Annotated in this window: 14 protein-coding genes; 5 read left to right on the forward strand and 9 right to left on the reverse strand. The window is 70.3% G+C overall.

Going from position 1 to position 15,021, the window contains the following annotated elements:
- Positions 1 to 12 precede the first annotated feature (12 nt).
- On the forward strand, positions 13 to 1,464 hold the full coding sequence (gene xylB, locus AB7M35_RS17575; protein ID WP_453961686.1) for a xylulokinase: 1,452 nt from the start codon (positions 13 to 15) through the stop codon (positions 1,462 to 1,464).
- Here xylB and AB7M35_RS17580 read toward each other — a convergent pair.
- The 3 genes from AB7M35_RS17580 to AB7M35_RS17590 all read right to left on the reverse strand — a co-directional run bounded on the left by AB7M35_RS17580 (position 1,437) and on the right by AB7M35_RS17590 (position 5,431).
- Positions 1,437 to 3,362 (reverse strand): TRAP transporter permease, encoded by a 1,926-nt coding sequence (locus AB7M35_RS17580; RefSeq protein WP_453961687.1) that lies wholly within the window; start codon positions 3,360 to 3,362, stop codon positions 1,437 to 1,439. The two genes, xylB and AB7M35_RS17580, sit on opposite strands and share 28 nt — an antisense overlap.
- Before the next feature lie 126 nt (positions 3,363 to 3,488).
- Positions 3,489 to 4,445, reverse strand: coding sequence for a TAXI family TRAP transporter solute-binding subunit (locus AB7M35_RS17585; protein WP_453961688.1), 957 nt, complete (start codon positions 4,443 to 4,445; stop codon positions 3,489 to 3,491).
- A 77-nt stretch (positions 4,446 to 4,522) separates the two neighbouring features.
- The gene (locus tag AB7M35_RS17590) at positions 4,523 to 5,431 is read right to left on the reverse strand and encodes an alpha/beta hydrolase (RefSeq protein ID WP_453961689.1); all 909 of its coding nucleotides are present in this window, start codon (positions 5,429 to 5,431) and stop codon (positions 4,523 to 4,525) included.
- A 130-nt stretch (positions 5,432 to 5,561) separates the two neighbouring features.
- Between AB7M35_RS17590 and AB7M35_RS17595 the strand changes: the two genes are divergently transcribed.
- The 3 genes from AB7M35_RS17595 to AB7M35_RS17605 all read left to right on the forward strand — a co-directional run bounded on the left by AB7M35_RS17595 (position 5,562) and on the right by AB7M35_RS17605 (position 7,870).
- Positions 5,562 to 6,476, forward strand: a complete 915-nt coding sequence (locus AB7M35_RS17595; protein WP_453961690.1) for a LysR family transcriptional regulator — start codon at positions 5,562 to 5,564, stop codon at positions 6,474 to 6,476.
- A gap of 145 nt (positions 6,477 to 6,621) precedes the next feature.
- On the forward strand, positions 6,622 to 6,837 hold the full coding sequence (locus AB7M35_RS17600) for a hypothetical protein (protein ID WP_453961691.1): 216 nt from the start codon (positions 6,622 to 6,624) through the stop codon (positions 6,835 to 6,837).
- 121 nt (positions 6,838 to 6,958) lie between these two features.
- Complete coding sequence (locus AB7M35_RS17605; protein WP_453961692.1) at positions 6,959 to 7,870, forward strand: LysR family transcriptional regulator; 912 nt, start codon at positions 6,959 to 6,961, stop codon at positions 7,868 to 7,870.
- Between the two features lie 51 nt (positions 7,871 to 7,921).
- Here the strand turns inward: AB7M35_RS17605 and AB7M35_RS17610 are convergent, their stop codons facing one another.
- Genes AB7M35_RS17610 through AB7M35_RS17620 form a run of 3 tightly spaced genes read right to left on the reverse strand, consistent with a single transcriptional unit; the run spans position 7,922 to position 11,678 of the window.
- Complete coding sequence (locus tag AB7M35_RS17610; protein WP_453961693.1) at positions 7,922 to 10,222, reverse strand: xanthine dehydrogenase family protein molybdopterin-binding subunit; 2,301 nt, start codon at positions 10,220 to 10,222, stop codon at positions 7,922 to 7,924.
- Positions 10,219 to 11,202: an FAD binding domain-containing protein gene (locus AB7M35_RS17615; protein ID WP_453961695.1), complete on the reverse strand. Its 984-nt coding sequence runs from the start codon at positions 11,200 to 11,202 to the stop codon at positions 10,219 to 10,221. Before AB7M35_RS17615 ends, AB7M35_RS17610 begins: the two co-directional genes overlap by 4 nt.
- The gene (locus AB7M35_RS17620) at positions 11,199 to 11,678 is read right to left on the reverse strand and encodes a (2Fe-2S)-binding protein (protein WP_453961696.1); all 480 of its coding nucleotides are present in this window, start codon (positions 11,676 to 11,678) and stop codon (positions 11,199 to 11,201) included. The genes AB7M35_RS17615 and AB7M35_RS17620 overlap by 4 nt, the downstream gene beginning before the upstream one ends.
- Before the next feature lie 191 nt (positions 11,679 to 11,869).
- Between AB7M35_RS17620 and AB7M35_RS17625 the strand changes: the two genes are divergently transcribed.
- A complete protein-coding gene (locus AB7M35_RS17625; RefSeq protein ID WP_453961698.1) occupies positions 11,870 to 12,502 on the forward strand; it encodes a TetR/AcrR family transcriptional regulator in 633 nt (210 codons plus the stop codon).
- A 94-nt stretch (positions 12,503 to 12,596) separates the two neighbouring features.
- Here the strand turns inward: AB7M35_RS17625 and cynS are convergent, their stop codons facing one another.
- The 3 genes from cynS to ntrB form a co-directional block, all read right to left on the reverse strand.
- Positions 12,597 to 13,085 (reverse strand): cyanase, encoded by a 489-nt coding sequence (cynS, locus tag AB7M35_RS17630; protein ID WP_453961700.1) that lies wholly within the window; start codon positions 13,083 to 13,085, stop codon positions 12,597 to 12,599.
- A gap of 114 nt (positions 13,086 to 13,199) precedes the next feature.
- The gene (locus AB7M35_RS17635; protein WP_453961702.1) at positions 13,200 to 14,183 is read right to left on the reverse strand and encodes an ABC transporter ATP-binding protein; all 984 of its coding nucleotides are present in this window, start codon (positions 14,181 to 14,183) and stop codon (positions 13,200 to 13,202) included.
- Positions 14,180 to 15,019: a nitrate ABC transporter permease gene (gene ntrB, locus AB7M35_RS17640; protein WP_453961703.1), complete on the reverse strand. Its 840-nt coding sequence runs from the start codon at positions 15,017 to 15,019 to the stop codon at positions 14,180 to 14,182. The genes AB7M35_RS17635 and ntrB overlap by 4 nt, the downstream gene beginning before the upstream one ends.
- Between the last annotated feature and the right edge of the window lie 2 nt (positions 15,020 to 15,021).

Below are 15,021 nucleotides of genomic sequence, written 5' to 3' on the forward strand. Positions count from 1 at the left end.
TCAGGGTCAATCATGTTTCTCGGGATCGATCTCGGCACGTCGGGGGTGAAGGCGCTCCTGATCGACGACCGCCAGGCCGTCGTCGCCTCGGCGCAGGCGCCGCTTGCCGTGTCGCGGCCGCATCCGGGCTGGAGCGAGCAGGATCCGGCCGACTGGATCGCCGCCACGGAAACCGCCATCGAGGCGCTGCTCGCCTCCCATGGCGACCGGCTGGCGGCGGTGCGCGGCATCGGCCTGTCGGGCCAGATGCACGGCGCGACGCTGCTCGATGCGGCGGGCCGGCCGCTCCGGCCGTGCATCCTTTGGAACGACACCCGCAGCCACGCCGAGGCGGCGCGCCTCGATGCCGATCCGCGCTTTCGCGCCCTCTCCGGCAACATCGTCTTTCCGGGTTTCACCGCGCCGAAGCTCGTCTGGGTGCGCGCCCACGAGCCCGAGGTCTTCGCGGCGACGGCGAAGGTGCTCCTGCCCAAGGATTTCCTGCGGCTCTGGCTCACCGGCGACCATGTCGGCGAGATGTCGGACGCGGCGGGCACAAGCTGGCTCGACACCGGGGCGCGGGCCTGGTCGCCCGACCTGCTTGAGGCGAGCGGGATGCGCCTGGACCAGATGCCGCGGCTGGTGGAGGGCACCGAGCCGTCGGGCACCCTCAGGGCCGAGCTGGCGGCGCGCTGGGGGATGACGCGCTCGGTGGTGGTGGCCGGCGGCGCCGGCGACAACGCCGCCTCCGCCGTGGGCGTCGGGACGGTCGAGGCCGGATCGGCCTTCGTGTCGCTGGGCACGTCCGGCGTGCTGTTCGCGGCCACCGAATCCTACCTGCCGAGCCCGGAGACGGCCGTGCACAGCTTCTGCCACGCGCTGCCCGGCAAGTGGCACCAGATGGGCGTGATCCTCTCGGCCACCGCCTCGCTCGACTGGTTCGCCGGCATCTCCGGCACCACCTCGGCGGCGCTGCTCGGCGAGATCGACGACAAGCCCGCCGGGCCGGGCAGCCTCACCTTCCTGCCGTATCTGTCGGGCGAGCGTACGCCCCACAACGACGCCGCCATCCGCGGCGCCTTCGTCGGGCTTGCCCACGAGCACGACCGGCCGGCGATGACCCGCGCCGTGCTGGAAGGCGTGGTGTTCGCGCTGCGCGATTGCCTGGAGGCTATGCGGGCGGCCGGCGCGCGGCCCGAGCGGGTGACCGCCGTCGGCGGCGGCACGCGCGCGCCCGCCTGGACGAACCTCATCGCCACCGTGCTCGGCATTCCGGTCGACATTCCGGCCGAGGGCGATTTCGGCGCGGCCTTCGGTGCCGCCCGCCTCGGCCTCATCGCCGCGACCGGCGCCGATCCGGCGGCCGTCTGCACGCCGCCCCGGATCGCCCACACCGCCGAACCGCGCCTGCCGCTGGCCGCCGCCTACGACGAGGCCTACGCCCGCTACCGGGCGCTTTACCCGGCGATCGCCGCCCTCGCCTGAAGGTGCCGCCAGCCGACCAGGATCGTTCCGAGCACGGCGCCGAAGACATCGACCATCACGGCCCCCTCGAAGGCGCCGCCCGGGATCAGCAGGCAGATGCCGGCGACGACGAAGGCGAGCCGCAGGGCGAGCGGCAGCGGGCCCCCGAAATGGCCGATGACGCCGGCCGACACCAGCCAGACGCCGGCCAGCGCCGTCGTCGCGGCGAGCGCCACCTGCAGCGGCGAGCCGATCAGGAGCAGGCTGGGGGCGGCGACGAACAGGAACGGCACCAGGAACGCCGGCCAGGCGAGCTTGGTCGCCTCCAGCGCGGTGCGCATGGGGTTGGAGCCAGCGAGCCCGGCGGCCGCGAAGGCCGCGATCGCCACCGGCGGGGTGACCATCGACATCATGCCGAAGTAGAGCACGAACAGGTGCGCGGCGATCGGCTGGATCCCGAGCTTCACCAGCGCCGGCGCGACCAGCGTGGCGAGCAGCACGTAGACGCCGACGGTGGGCATGCCCATGCCCAGCACGATGGAGACTACGGCGGCGATCAGCAGCAGGAGGACGATGCTGTTCTGGCCCACCTGGGTCAGGAGCAGCGTCAGGTTGAAGCTGAGCCCCGACTGGTTCAGCACGCCGATGATGATGCCGGCCGCGGCCGAGATCAGCACCACGCCGAGCGAGACCACGCCGGTTTCCGCCAAGCCCTTCAGGATGGCGCTCGGGTGCATCCGCGCGCCGGCATAGCCCACCGCGAAGGCGAGCAGGATCAGCACGGCGGTCGACCAGAGGGCGGCCTCCTCGACCCGCACGTGCAGCCAGAACAGCCCGCCGAGCAGGACCGCGAACGGGATCGGGAAGAACCAGCCGGAGCGGAAGGCCGGACCGGCGGCCGGGATCTCGGATGCCGGCAGCGCGGTGATGCCGAGGCGGGCGGCGAACAGGTCGGCCTGGATGAACAGCGCCGCGTAATAGAGGACGGCCGGCAGCAGCGCGGCGAGCGCCACGTCGGCGTAGGGCACCTGCAGGAACTCCGCCATCAGGAAGGCCGCGGCGCCCATGATCGGCGGCATCAGCTGGCCGCCGGTGGAGGCGACGGCCTCGACCGCGCCCGCCGTCTGGGAGGAATAGCCGCCGCGCCGCATCAGCGGGATCGTGACCACGCCCGTCGAGACGACGTTGGAGACGGCGCTTCCCGAGATCGAGCCCATCAGCCCCGAGGCGACGATGGCGATCTTCGACGAGCCGCCGCGGAAACGGCCCATCAGCGCCATGGAAAGCTTGGTGAAATAGGTCGAGCCGCCGGCATGGGTCAGCATCATGCCGAAGAACACGAAGGCGACCACCACGGTCGCCGCGATCATCAGCGGAGTGCCCAGGATGCCGTTCGGGTCGAGGGAGACCTGCGAGACCAGCCGTTCCGGCGAGATGGCGCGGCCCTGGAGGGGCGCCGGAATGAAGTTGCCCCAGAGCCCGTAGGCGACGAACGCGACGGTGATGCCGGTGAGCACCCCGCCCGCCGTGCGCCGCAGCCCTTCCAGCAGCAGGATCACGAACAGCGCGCCGGGAACGAGCGCGACGCTCGGGTCGTAGGCCGCTTCGTCGACGAGCCAGGCGTATCGGACCGCGATGTAGAGGGGCACGGCGAAGCCCAGCGCGGCGATGACCAGGTCGTACCAGCGCGGCAGGGGCGCGGATGTGCCCGCGTCCTTAGGCGATGCCTTCAGGGGGTGGGTCAGGAAGGCCAGCGCCAGCGCGATCGCCAGGATCGCCGCCAGGAACTGCTCGTCGTAGAGCGAAAGGCCGAGTTCGCGCTGCAGCCCCAGGATGAAGGCGAACGACAACGCCGGCAGCGCCAGCGACAGGGTCGTCCGGAGAACCGTGATCGCGCGGGCGTAGAGGGGGCTGGCCATGGTCGTGTCGCGCTCGCCGGGGGCTGGTCGGGCTGGTGGGTCAGTGGGCCGTGCGCCCGAAGGCGAGGCGGGAAGGCGGCGCTCCTCGGCCGCCTTCCCTTCCGTCGTGTCCGGGCCGCCGGTGGCCTAGTTCATCAGGCCGGCTTCCTTGAAGAACTTCTCCGCGCCGGGATGGTAGGGCGCGTCGAGGGGCACGTAGATCCGCTTGGGATCCCAGCGCTTGAAGATGCCGTGGGCCTCCCCCAGCGCGTCGGGATGCTCGTAGAGCGCCTTCACGGCCTCGTAGACGGTCTCGTCGGGCACGTCCTTGCCGACCAGCAGGGTGTACTCGTAGCCGAGCAGCGTCACCGGCTCCTTCACGCCGGCGTTGGCGGGCGAGGGCTTCACGACGGTGAAGTATGAGCCGGGGGCGACCTTCTGCATGGCCTTTTCGCCGTCCGGGATCGGCTTGATGCCGAGGAAGCGCACGCCGACGTCGGCGTCGGCCTGGCGGATGACGCCGGAGCCCGGCGCGGCGTAGGCACCGGCCACGCGGTCGGCGGTCAGGAGGTCGACGGCCTTGGCGAAGTTCGGCACGGACACGGCCTCGAAGTCGGCCACCGTCATGCCTTCCGCGGCGAGCGACGCTTTCAGGCACATCTCGACGAACTTCTGGGCGCTGTAGTCGGTCGGGAAGGGCTTGCCCTTCATGTCGGAGGCCGACTGGTAGGGCGAGTCCTCGCGCACCAGCGTGCCGACGCTGAACGGCATCAGCACCGCCGCGACGCGGAGGTTCTCGAGCGGCCGTCCCTCGAAGTTGCCGGTGCCGGTGACGGCGTAGACCGTTTCCACCGTGTTGGAGGTGGCGAACTCCATCTCGCCGTTGTTCACCTGGGGCAGCACCACGTTCGAGCCGCCGGTCGGGACCGCGGTCGCGGCCACGGCCGAGTTCTGGGTGATGACGTTGGCGGTGGCCGCGGCGATCGCATAGCCGAGGGCGCCTTGGGGAAGCGTGCCGATGGCCACCTGCTGGGCCTGGGCGGAGACGCCGAGTGTCAGCGACAGCGCCGCCGTGGCAAGTCCGGTGATGAGCGTTCTGCGCATTGTGTGCTCCGTTCCTCTGGTCTGGTTGGTGTGGTTCTTATTGGTTGGTCTCGTCTGTTTCGCCGCTCGGGGCCGCGTCAGGTGCCGTGTGCCCGCGCGGGCCGCTGTGCGCTTTCGCGCGCGGTCGTGCGCGCAAGCGCGTCGAGGATCGCGGCGTGGACGGGGCTGTGCGCGTCGGCGATGGCCGCGCACATCTCGAAATGGTTCAGCCCGGGCACCAGGCGCGCGCCTGCCAACCGGCCGGCGGCCTCGAGCGCGGCGGCGAAGGACTCGCCCTGGCGGATGAAATCGGGCGACTCGTGTTCTCCCCAGAGTACCCAGGTCGGGCAGGGGATGCGCGCGGCGTGGCGCGGCGCGCTGAGCCGGTCCGCTTCCTCGGAGTCGAGCTCAATGTAGGTCCGCCGCGCGCTGACAAGGACGGCCTCCAGATCGTAGGCGCCGCTGATGCAGACCAGCGCCTTCACCACGTCCGCCGGCAGGCCGTAGGCCGACCAGTCGAGCGTCGCGAGCACCGCCGCCAGGTGCGCCCCGGAGGAGTGGCCCGACAGGATGATCTTGTCTGGATCGCCGCCGAAGCCTTCGGCGTGCGCATGGACGAAGGCGACGGCCCGCGCCAGCTGGTCAACCATCCGGGGCATACGGACGGCGGGCAGGAGGTCGAAGTCGGGCACCACGAACTGCATGCCGGAGGCGACCATGGAGCGGGCGAGCAGCGCGCCGTCGTCCTTCGACTGGCTGCGCCAGGCGCCGCCGTGGACGTGGATGTGGACGGGGCAGCCGGTCCCGGTGCCGGCGTAGACATCGAGGCGCTCCGAGGGGGAGTCGCCATAGGCGCGTTCGGCATAATGGGGAACGCCGGCACGCGCGGGGGCGACGGCGTCGCGCCAGACGGCGAGAAGGTCTTCCACGTTCCGAGCCCAGACCCGTTGGTCATAGGCGCGGTCGAGTTCTTCCTGGGTGTAGTCGAGGAAGACGGTCTTCCGCACGATGCACTGCCTCCCGGCCGGCTCCGAGCGACGCCGATTTCGGCCATCGCATCGATCGATGCGGGAAAGGCTAGAGCAGGTGGCCGGAGCCGGCCATTGCATTAGGGGCCCTTTGTTATAACTTTTCGGAATGGAGCTGAACCACAGAGAGCTTGCCGTCTTCTTGAGCATCCTGCGTCTCGGCAGCATCAACTCGGCTGCCCAGTCGCTGGGGATGACCCAGCCGGCGCTGAGCCGGTCGCTGAAGCGGCTGGAGACGCGGCTGGGCGTGCCGCTGTTCGTCCGCCATTCGCAGGGGATGCAGCCGACCCGCTTCGGCGAGGTGCTGCGGGGCTATTCGGAGCAGCTGGAGTTCGAGACGGAGCGGGTGGTCGAGGAAATCCGGCTCCTCGCCGGCGCCGCGACAGGGCTGGTGCGCATCGGCGTGGTGCCGAGCGCGGCGGTGAGCATCCTCCCGCGGGCCCTCGGCCGGGCGCTCTCGGTCTCGCCGGGAATCCAGGTGCGGGTGATGGAGGGGCTCGGCGAGCAGATGATGGCGGCGGTGATGCGCGGTGAGGTCGATTTCGCCGTCGTCGGCCAGCCCCAGGAGCTCTCGGACGGATCGCTGCTGGTCACGCCGCTGGGCGAGGAGGAGGTCTGCGCGGCGGCCCGGAGCGGCCACCCGCTGCTGGCGCGCAACAACGTCACCGTCGCCGAACTGGCGGAGTGGCGCTGGGTGCTGCCGGAGAAGGGGAACGTCAACCGCCACGGGTTCCGGGCCATGTTCCAGAGCGCCGGGCTGGAACCGCCGAAGGAGACGATGGCGAGCAATTCCGCCCAGGCGCTCAAGGCCGTGCTGCTGTCGGGCGACTACCTCACCATGCTGACGCGGTCGCTGTTCGCGCTGGAGGAGGCCCAGGGCCTGATCCGCGCTTTGCCCATGCGGGAGGCCCGGTGGCGCCGGCGGCTGGCGATCGTCCGCCGGCCGAGCGGGCAGATGCTGCCGGCCACCCGGCTGCTGCTGCGCGAACTCATCGCCGATGCCGAGGAGGCGGGCGCCGCCTGACCGGTGCGGCGATCTGCTGCGGGTGGATCGGCCAGCCTCGAGACTTTGTCGCATGTCGTGCCGGCGTTCGCTCGCCTAGATCGATGCCCAGCCTGCGGCCGCCCCGGGGCGGCCGGCTCCTGCGACGATATCGAGGGAATGCCTCATGCTGCGTCTCGCCTACTCCGTCCCCCTTTTCGGCTGGCTGCTGCGCGATGCCGTCCAGGGGCCGCCGTCGTCGCGCGGATGGTTCGTCGCCAACCTCGCGATGATCTGGTTCCTGGCGATCGTGTTTCTCGGCTATCCGGCGTTCATCTGGCCGGTCCTATTCGCGGCCGCCGCCATGCTGACGGGCATCGTCGCGCTGACCACCCTGCGCTAGCCGGCCCCATCCGGCCGTATTTGGCGCCTGACGCGCAGGGATGGACGCGGCCTCCCATCATGCCTCACAATCGCAAGTGCGGTTTCGCATCACGACGGGAGATGGGGGAGGCGCGGGTCCGATGGAAATTCGGCAGATGCACTACTTCGTGGCGCTCTATGAGGAGCGCTCGGTCACGCGCGCCGCGCGCCGCCTGAACGTCGTGCAGCCCGCCGTCTCGATGCAGCTCTCGAAGCTCGAGGAGGAATTCGGCCAGCCGCTGTTCCGCCGGCTGCCGAAGGGGATGACGCCGACCCATGCCGGCGACCAGGCCTACCGGCTGTTCGTCCCCATCCTGCGCGACATCCAGAACGCCACCCAGCAGCTGACCGGCGGGGCGGGGGAGATTTCCGGCTCGCTGGCCGTGGGGGTCATCGCCTCGGTGAGCAGCAGCGCCCTGTCGGCGTGCATCGCGAGCTTCCACGCGCGCCACCCGAAGGTGAACGTGCGGGCCACCGGCGGGTTCACCGTCGAGCTGCTCGACATGGTCACCCGCGGTCAGCTCGATTTCGCGCTGATCAACCTCACCGACCGGCGCACGCACCTGCCCTCCATCGACATGCTGGAGGAGGAGCTGTTCCTGATCGCCGGGCCGGATACGCCGGTGCCGAACGGCGGGCCGGTCGCAGCCTCCGACATCGCCGCGATGGACCTGGTGATCCCATCGCGCCGCCACGGACTACGGGTAATCATCGACGATGCCGTGGGGAGCGCGGGGGTCGAGCTCCTGCCGCGCATGGAGTTCGACGAACTGAACACGATCGAGGACTTCGTCATCGGGACGCGGTTCGTCACGATCCTGCCGCGCATCGCGGTGCAGCGGTCCCTGCGCGCCGGAACGCTGGTCAGCTACCCGATCCGGCCGGCGATCACCCGCAAGATCGTCTGCGCCTATTCGCCCCGCCGTCCGCTGAGCCAGACGGCGGAGCTGCTGATCGAGGAGTTTCGCCGGGAGATGACGAAGCTCCCTCTGGCCCCGGACGGACACGCGTGACCGCCAAGCGGTCACGCGCCCGTTCCGGTGGTTCCCGGCCGCACCCGCCTGTCAGATCAGCTTCTCGAGCGTGATCGGCAGGTCGCGCACGCGCTTTCCGGTCGCGTGGTAGACCGCGTTGGCGATGGCCGCCGCGACGCCGACGATGGAGAGTTCGCCCACCGCCTTGCCGCCGAGCGGCGTCGCGTCGTAGTCCGGCTCGCCGACCGAGATCGTCCGGATCTCCGGGATGTCGGCGTTGGTCGGGATCAGGTAGTCGCCGAAGTTGGCGTTGAGGATCCGGCCGTTGCGCGGGTCGGTCAGGCCCTCCTCGAGCAACGCCATGCCGATCCCCATGATGATGCCGCCCTTGAACTGGCTGTCGGCCAGCTTCGGGTTGTAGAGCCGGCCGGCATCGACCGCCGTCACCACCCTCGACACCCGCACCGTCCCGAAGTCCTCGTCCACCTTCACCTCGAAGAAGTGGGCGCAGAAGGAATGGCGCGAGTGCTTCAGGTTGTCGCCGCGCTCCATCCCGGCCATCGTCGTGAAGAACTGCAGGCGTTCCTCCGGCGTGCGCTCGCCTTCCGGCAGCGTGTCCCGGTTCACCTCCAGCACGTCGCGGCCGACGGCGGCGAGCAGCTCCGAGATCGGGATCGCCTCGCCGCGCGACGCGCCGATCCGCCCGTCGGCGATCTCCAGGGTGTTCGCCGCGTTGTTGAGCGGCGAGGCGGGATGGGTGAGGCCGAGCGCGATCAGCTCGTCGCGGGTCGCCAGCGCCGCCTTGTGCACGGCGGCGGTCATCAGGTTCGCCAGCTGCGATCCGCCGGCCACCGGCGCCCGGGGCAGGCTGGAATCGCCGAGCTTCACCTCGACGCTCTCCATCGGCACGCCGAGCGCGTCGGCCGCCGTCTGGGCGAGGATGGTGTAGGTGCCGGTGCCCATGTCGATGGAGCTCGACAGCACCTCCACCTTGCCGTCGGCCCGCACTCGGATCGTCGCCTCGCCGGGGCTCGAGTAGACCGGATGGGTGCCGACCGCCATGCCCCACCCGACGAGATGCCGGCCGTCGCGCATGGAGCGGGGCGTCGGATCGCGGCGGGACCAGCCGAACGCCTCGGCGCCGGCGTCGTAGCAGGCGAGCAGGCGGCGCGACGACCAGGGCTTGCCGGTCTCGAAGTCGTGGTCGGGCTCGTTGCGCCGCCGGAGCTCGAGCGGGTCCATGTCGAGGGCGACGGCCAGCTCGTCCATGGCGCTTTCCAGCGCGAAGGCGCTCGGGTTCTTGCCCGGAGCCCGGAAGGCGCCCGGCATGACCGTGTGCACCGGCGCGATCCGCTGGGTGGAGCGGAAGTTCGGCGCGGCGTACATCATCGAGGTGACGACGCCGAGGGTCTCCACGAACGCCTTCTCCAGCGCCGTCTCGTTGGTGCCGTCATGGTCGATGCCGATGATGGTGCCGTCCGCTTCGGCGGCGATCCGGACCGTCTGGCTGGTCGCCGGCCGGGCGCCGAAGGCGGTGAAGTGCTGGGAGCGGCCGATGGTGAGCTTCACCGGACGGCCGGTCATCTTGGCGGCCGCCGCGGCGGCGATGGAATGCGGCAGCACGAAGCCCTTGGAGCCGAAGCCGCCGCCCACGTAGGGCGACACCACCCGGACGTTCTCGAACGGGATCTCGAAGGCGCGGGCGAACCAGTTCGCGGTGCCGTCCACCCACTGGGTCGCCTCGTAGATGGTCACCCGGTCGTCGGCCTCCCAGTCGATGATCAGGCCGTGCGGCTCGATGGCCATATGGTATTCGCGCGGCGTCTCGTAGGTCGCCTCCACGGTGACGGGGGCGTCGGCCATGGCCTGGTCGGGATCGCCCCAGCCCTTCGCCATCATGTCGATGACGTGGGTCTCGGTGCCCTCGGCGGCGAAGGTCGCCCGCACGGGGGCCTCTTCGTAGGTGACGCGCAGAAGCGCGGCCGCGGCGCGCGCCTGCTCCAGGGTCTCGGCGACGACGGCAGCGACCAGCTCGCCGTTGTGGGTGATGCGGGTGGAGAACGGCGACTCGTACTCCGTCTTGGGCTGGTTGCCCCAGTAGTCGGCGAGGGCTTTGACCTTTGGCGCATTGTCGGCGTCGATCACCAGCCGCACGCCGGGGCTCGCCTCCGCCGCGCCGCGATCGATCGCCACCACCCGTCCGGCGCCGATCGTCGACTGGACCAGCACGCAGTGGAGGGTGCCGGCCAGCCGGTGCTCCAGCGCGTAGGTGGCCTTGCCGCTGACCTTGGCGGTGCCGTCGGTGCGGGCATGGGTCCGCCCCAGCGGGCCGGACTTGGCTGCGCCGTCGGAGGCGTCGCCGTATTTCTCTCGGGGTTCGTGAAGGGTCATGCCAGGCCTCCCGCTTGCAGGATGGCACGCGCGACGACGCGCGGTGCGAGGTCGATCTTGTACTTGTTGCCATCGTGGGCGACCGCGTCGTCGACGCAGCGCCGGCTTGCCGCCACGATGCGGTCTTCCTCGAAGGGCTGGCCGCGCAGGGCGTCCTCGACGGCGCGGGCGCGCCATGGCCGGGTGGCCACGCCGCCGAGCGCGATGCGGATGTCCTCGATGGTGCGGCCGTCCGCCTCAAGGGTGACGCCGACGGCGGCGCTCGCGGCGGCGAACTCGTAGGACTGGCGGTCGCGGACCTTCAGGTAGGTCGAGGTCCGCGCGGCGCGCGAGGCCGGCAGGGTGATCCGCGTGATCACCTCGCCCGGCGCCAGCACGGTCTCCCGCTCGGGCGTCGTGCCCGGGACGAGAAAGAAGTCCTCGGCCGCGATGCTGCGCTCCGTGGTGTGGATCTCGGCGTCGAAGGCGACGAGCGCCACGGCAAGGTCGCCCGGGTAGGTGGCGATGCACGCCTCGCTGGTGCCGAGGATCGCGTGGTTGCGGGCGAGCCCCTCGATCGCCGAGCATCCGGAGCCGGGCGCGCGCTTGTTGCAGGCGGGGAAGGCCGCCGGATCGCGGAAATAGGAGCAGCGGGTGCGCTGCATCAGGTTGCCGCCGATGGTCGCCATGTTGCGGAGCTGCGGCGAGGCGGCGAGCGCGAGCGACTGGGCGACCGCGGGGAAATATTCGCGGATGCCGGCATCCTCGGCGACCCGGCCCATCCGGGCGAGCGCCCCGATGGAGGCGCCGGTCTCGTCGACACGGATCTCGTCGAGGCCGGAAAGGCCGGTGATGTCGACCACCGCCTCGGGCGCCACGACGTCGATCTTGGCGAGGTCGAGGAGGGTCGTCCCGCCGGCGAGCAGGGCATGGCCGGGCAGGGCGGCCGCGGCGCGGGCGGCGTCCAGCGACGGGGCGCGGGAATAGGTGAACGGGGTCATCGGGATCCCTCCGCGGCCTGGCGCACGGCGCTGACGATGTGGGGGTAGGCGCCGCAGCGGCAGAGGTTTCCGGACATGTACTCGCGGATCTCGTCGTCGCTGCCGGCGTGGCCTTCCTTGATGCAGGAGACGGCGGACATGATCTGCCCCGGGGTGCAGTAGCCGCACTGGAAGGCGTCCTGCTCGATGAAGGCCGCCTGGACGGGGTGAAGCCGACCGTCGGTGCCCGACAGGCCCTCGATGGTGGTGATGTCGCGGCCTTCGGCCTGGGCGGCGAGCGTCATGCAGGCGAGCACGCGCTCGCCGTCGACATGGACCGTGCAGGCGCCGCACTGGCCCTGGTCGCAGCCCTTCTTGGTTCCTGTGAGGCCGATCCGCTCGCGCAGCGCGTCCAGCAGGGTGACGCGCGGATCGATGTCGAGGGTGTGCATGTTGCCGTTGACGTGGAGGTCGATGCGAAGTGTGGGGTCGGTCATCTTCGATCCTCATAGGGGAGGTCTGCGCGTCCGGGCGGGTCCGGGGGAAGGGGAGGCGGTCGGACGTGACAGCGCGGGCGCGCGATGCGATAAGCTGACTGGAGGCGGACTTTAAACGGAGGCGCCTCCGCTTACATATCTGGAAAGCCGACCGCCGCGTTTCAAGACCGCGCGGCCGACGGAGTGTGGAATTGTTCGAGAAGCCCAACGGTCCGTCCCGCGGAGCCAGCGGACCGGCCAAGCCGAAGGGCATGCGGGCCGACGCCCGCCGCAACCGCGAAAAGCTGGTGGAAGTGGCCGCGGCCGCCTTCTCCGAGCACGGCGTGCAGACGTCGCTGGAGGACATCGCCCGCACGGCCGGGGTCGGCATCGGCACGCTGTACCGTCATTTTCCGACGCGCGAACACCTGGTCGAGGCGGTCTACCGGCGCGAGGTCGACGGGCTCTGCCAGGCGGCCGACGTGCTCGCCACCGAACTCGCGCCCGACAAGGCGCTTGAGGAGTGGCTGCGCCAGATGGTTGCCTACGCCGCGACCAAGCGCGGGATGATGGACAGCCTGCGCATCCTGTTCGACACGGGCTCGGAGATCTTCAAGGACTCGCCCAGCCGGATTTCCGGCGCGCTGCAGCGCCTGTTGGCGTCCGCCTCGGAGGCGGGCCTGATCCGCCGGGACGTGGAGAGCGCCGACATCCTGCAGGCGATGTCCGGCATCTATTCCGCGCCCGACACGCCCGACTGGAAGGCGCGGTCGCTGCGGCTGGTCTCGCTGCTGATGGACGGGCTGCGCAGCGGCGCCCCGAACGCCGGCGACCGCAAGGCCTGAACCGGTCCCCTGACATTCCAAAGAAAATCCCGCCGTCGGGGACGGCGGGATGGGTTCGAACCATCCGGGTGTCGCCACCCGGCAGGCGCGGGACCTACTCTTCCTTCAGGCCGATCGACATCGCGCCGTCTTCGGCCCCGTGATACTTGTAGGGCAGGAACTTGCCCGACATGGTGATGCGCACGCGGTCGCCCTTGGCGTCCGGCTGGCGCTCCATCTCCAGGTCGAAGTCGATCGCCGACATGATGCCGTCGCCGAACTCCTCGTGGATGTACTCCTTCATGGTCGGGCCGAAGACGAGCATCGCCTCGTAGAAGCGGTAGAGCGTCGGATCGGTCGGAGGCGTCACGCTGCCCTCGCCGCGCATCGGCACCTCGTTCAGGAGCTTCTCCTCCGACTTCGTGAGCCCGAACAGCTTGGCGGCCTTGGCGGCCTGGGGCTTCGGCAGCTTCATGTTGCCGAGCAGCGCGCACATGATGAACAGCTGGGTGTAGCCGCCGATCTCGTCGGCGATGGCCTTCCAGCTGAGGTCGTTGTCGCGCTTGTAGTCCAGGATCTTCTCGGTCAGGTCGGCACGTTTCATCTGGGTCTGCTTCCTCGGTTGGGCTTCGGATCGTCCCCGGGCGGGCGCGGGGCCGGGCCGTTGGGGGAGGTGGCTGTGGTCAACGGTGCCGCAGCGCCCGCGGGCGCTGCGGTTTCACTTGCCCGCCGTCGCGGAGCGGCTGGCGGACGGGTGAAAGGGGGTGGCGAGCGGCGGTTCGGCGGCGGCGAGCGGATCGACGACCGGCACCGACCGGGGGTCCCAGTCGAGGCCGGCGGCGATCTCGTCGCGGAACGTCGCGGAACGGCTCACCAGGAAGTCCATCAGATGGTTGCGCAGCGGGTAGTAGCCCGGCAGGCGGTGCATCTGGTTGCGGTCGCGGTCGCGCGGCAGGGAGTTCTGGACGATCTCGGCGATCTTCGCCTCCGGGCCGTTGGTCATCAGCACGATCTTGTCGGCGAGGTAGATGGCCTCGTCGACGTCGTGGGTGATCATCAGGACCGTCTGGTCGGTGGTGAGGCAGATCCGCCGCACCTCGTCCTGGAGCGTGCCGCGCGTCAGCGCGTCGAGGGCCGAGAACGGCTCGTCCATCAGCAGCGTCTTCGGCTCGATGGAGAGCGCCCGGGCGATGCCCACCCGCTGCTTCATGCCGCCCGACAGCTGGGCCGGCCGCTTGTGCTCGGCGCCCGACAGGCCGACGAGCTCGATGAAGCGCATGGCGTGCTCGCGCACCTTCGCCTTCGGCCAGTCGCGGTGACGCGCCGCCACCGCGTAGGCGACGTTGCCGAGGACGGTGAGCCACGGCAGCAGCGCGTGGCCCTGGAAGATCACGGCGCGGTCGAGGGACGGGCCGTCGATCTCCTTGCCGGCGGCGATGACGACGCCTTCGCTCGGGGCGTCGAGGCCGGCGAGGATGTTGAGGACGGTCGTCTTGCCGCAGCCGGAATGGCCGATGATGCAGACGAACTCGCCCTGGTCGATGGGCAGCCAGAAGTCTTCGAAGATGGTGACCGGGGCGCCGCCCTTCTGGGGGTAGCGCTTGGCGATGCCTTCGATCGAGATGAGTCTTGTGGTCATGGAGGGCCTGGGCTCCGGCGACGGCGCTGTGCGCCTCGTTTCAAGGGTCAGGAGCGCGCTCATTCGGGGAACGTCACCATGCGGGTGGCGGCCGCCAGCATCTGGTCGAGGGCCATGCCCACGACGCCGATGCTGAGGATCGCCACGATCACGTTCACGATCGACAGGTTGTTCCACTCGTTCCAGACGAAGTAGCCGATGCCGGTTCCGCCCACGAGCATCTCGGCCGCGACGATCACCAGCCAGGCGATGCCGATGGAGATGCGCATTCCGGTCAGGATGGTGGGGGCGGCTGCGGGCAGGATGACCGTGAAGGCCCGCTTCCATGCCGGCACCTCGAGGGTGCGGGCGACATTCAGCCATTCACGCCGGACGTTGGCGACGCCGAACGCGGTGTTCAGCAGCATCGGCCAGATCGAGCAGATGAAGATCACGAAGATGGCGGACGAGTTGGAGTCCTTGATCGTGTAGAGGGCAAGCGGCATCCAGGCGAGCGGCGAGATCGGCTTCAGGATCTGGATGAACGGGTCGAGGGCTCGCGAGATGAGCTCCGACATGCCGATCAGGAAGCCGAGCGGGATCGCGATGAGCACCGCCAGGCCGTAGCCCAGCAGCACGCGCGCGATGGAGTAGCCGAGCTGGATGCCGATCCCCTTGTCGTTGGGCCCGGCGTCGTAGAACGGATTGGTGATGTGCTTCCACAGCTCCTCGCCGACCTCGACGGGCCCCGGCATCGCCGAGGCCCCCTGGGTGACCTGCGCACCCATCAGGGCGGCATATTCCGGATCGAGCCCGGTGGCGCCTTCGCCCGAGCGGGTGGCAGCGTGCCACCCGACCAGGAAGACGACGAGGATCGCGATCGACAGGAGCAGCGGCTTGAGCCGTTCGGCGCGGGCCATGG

The sequence above is a fragment of the Amorphus suaedae genome (assembly GCF_053629675.1).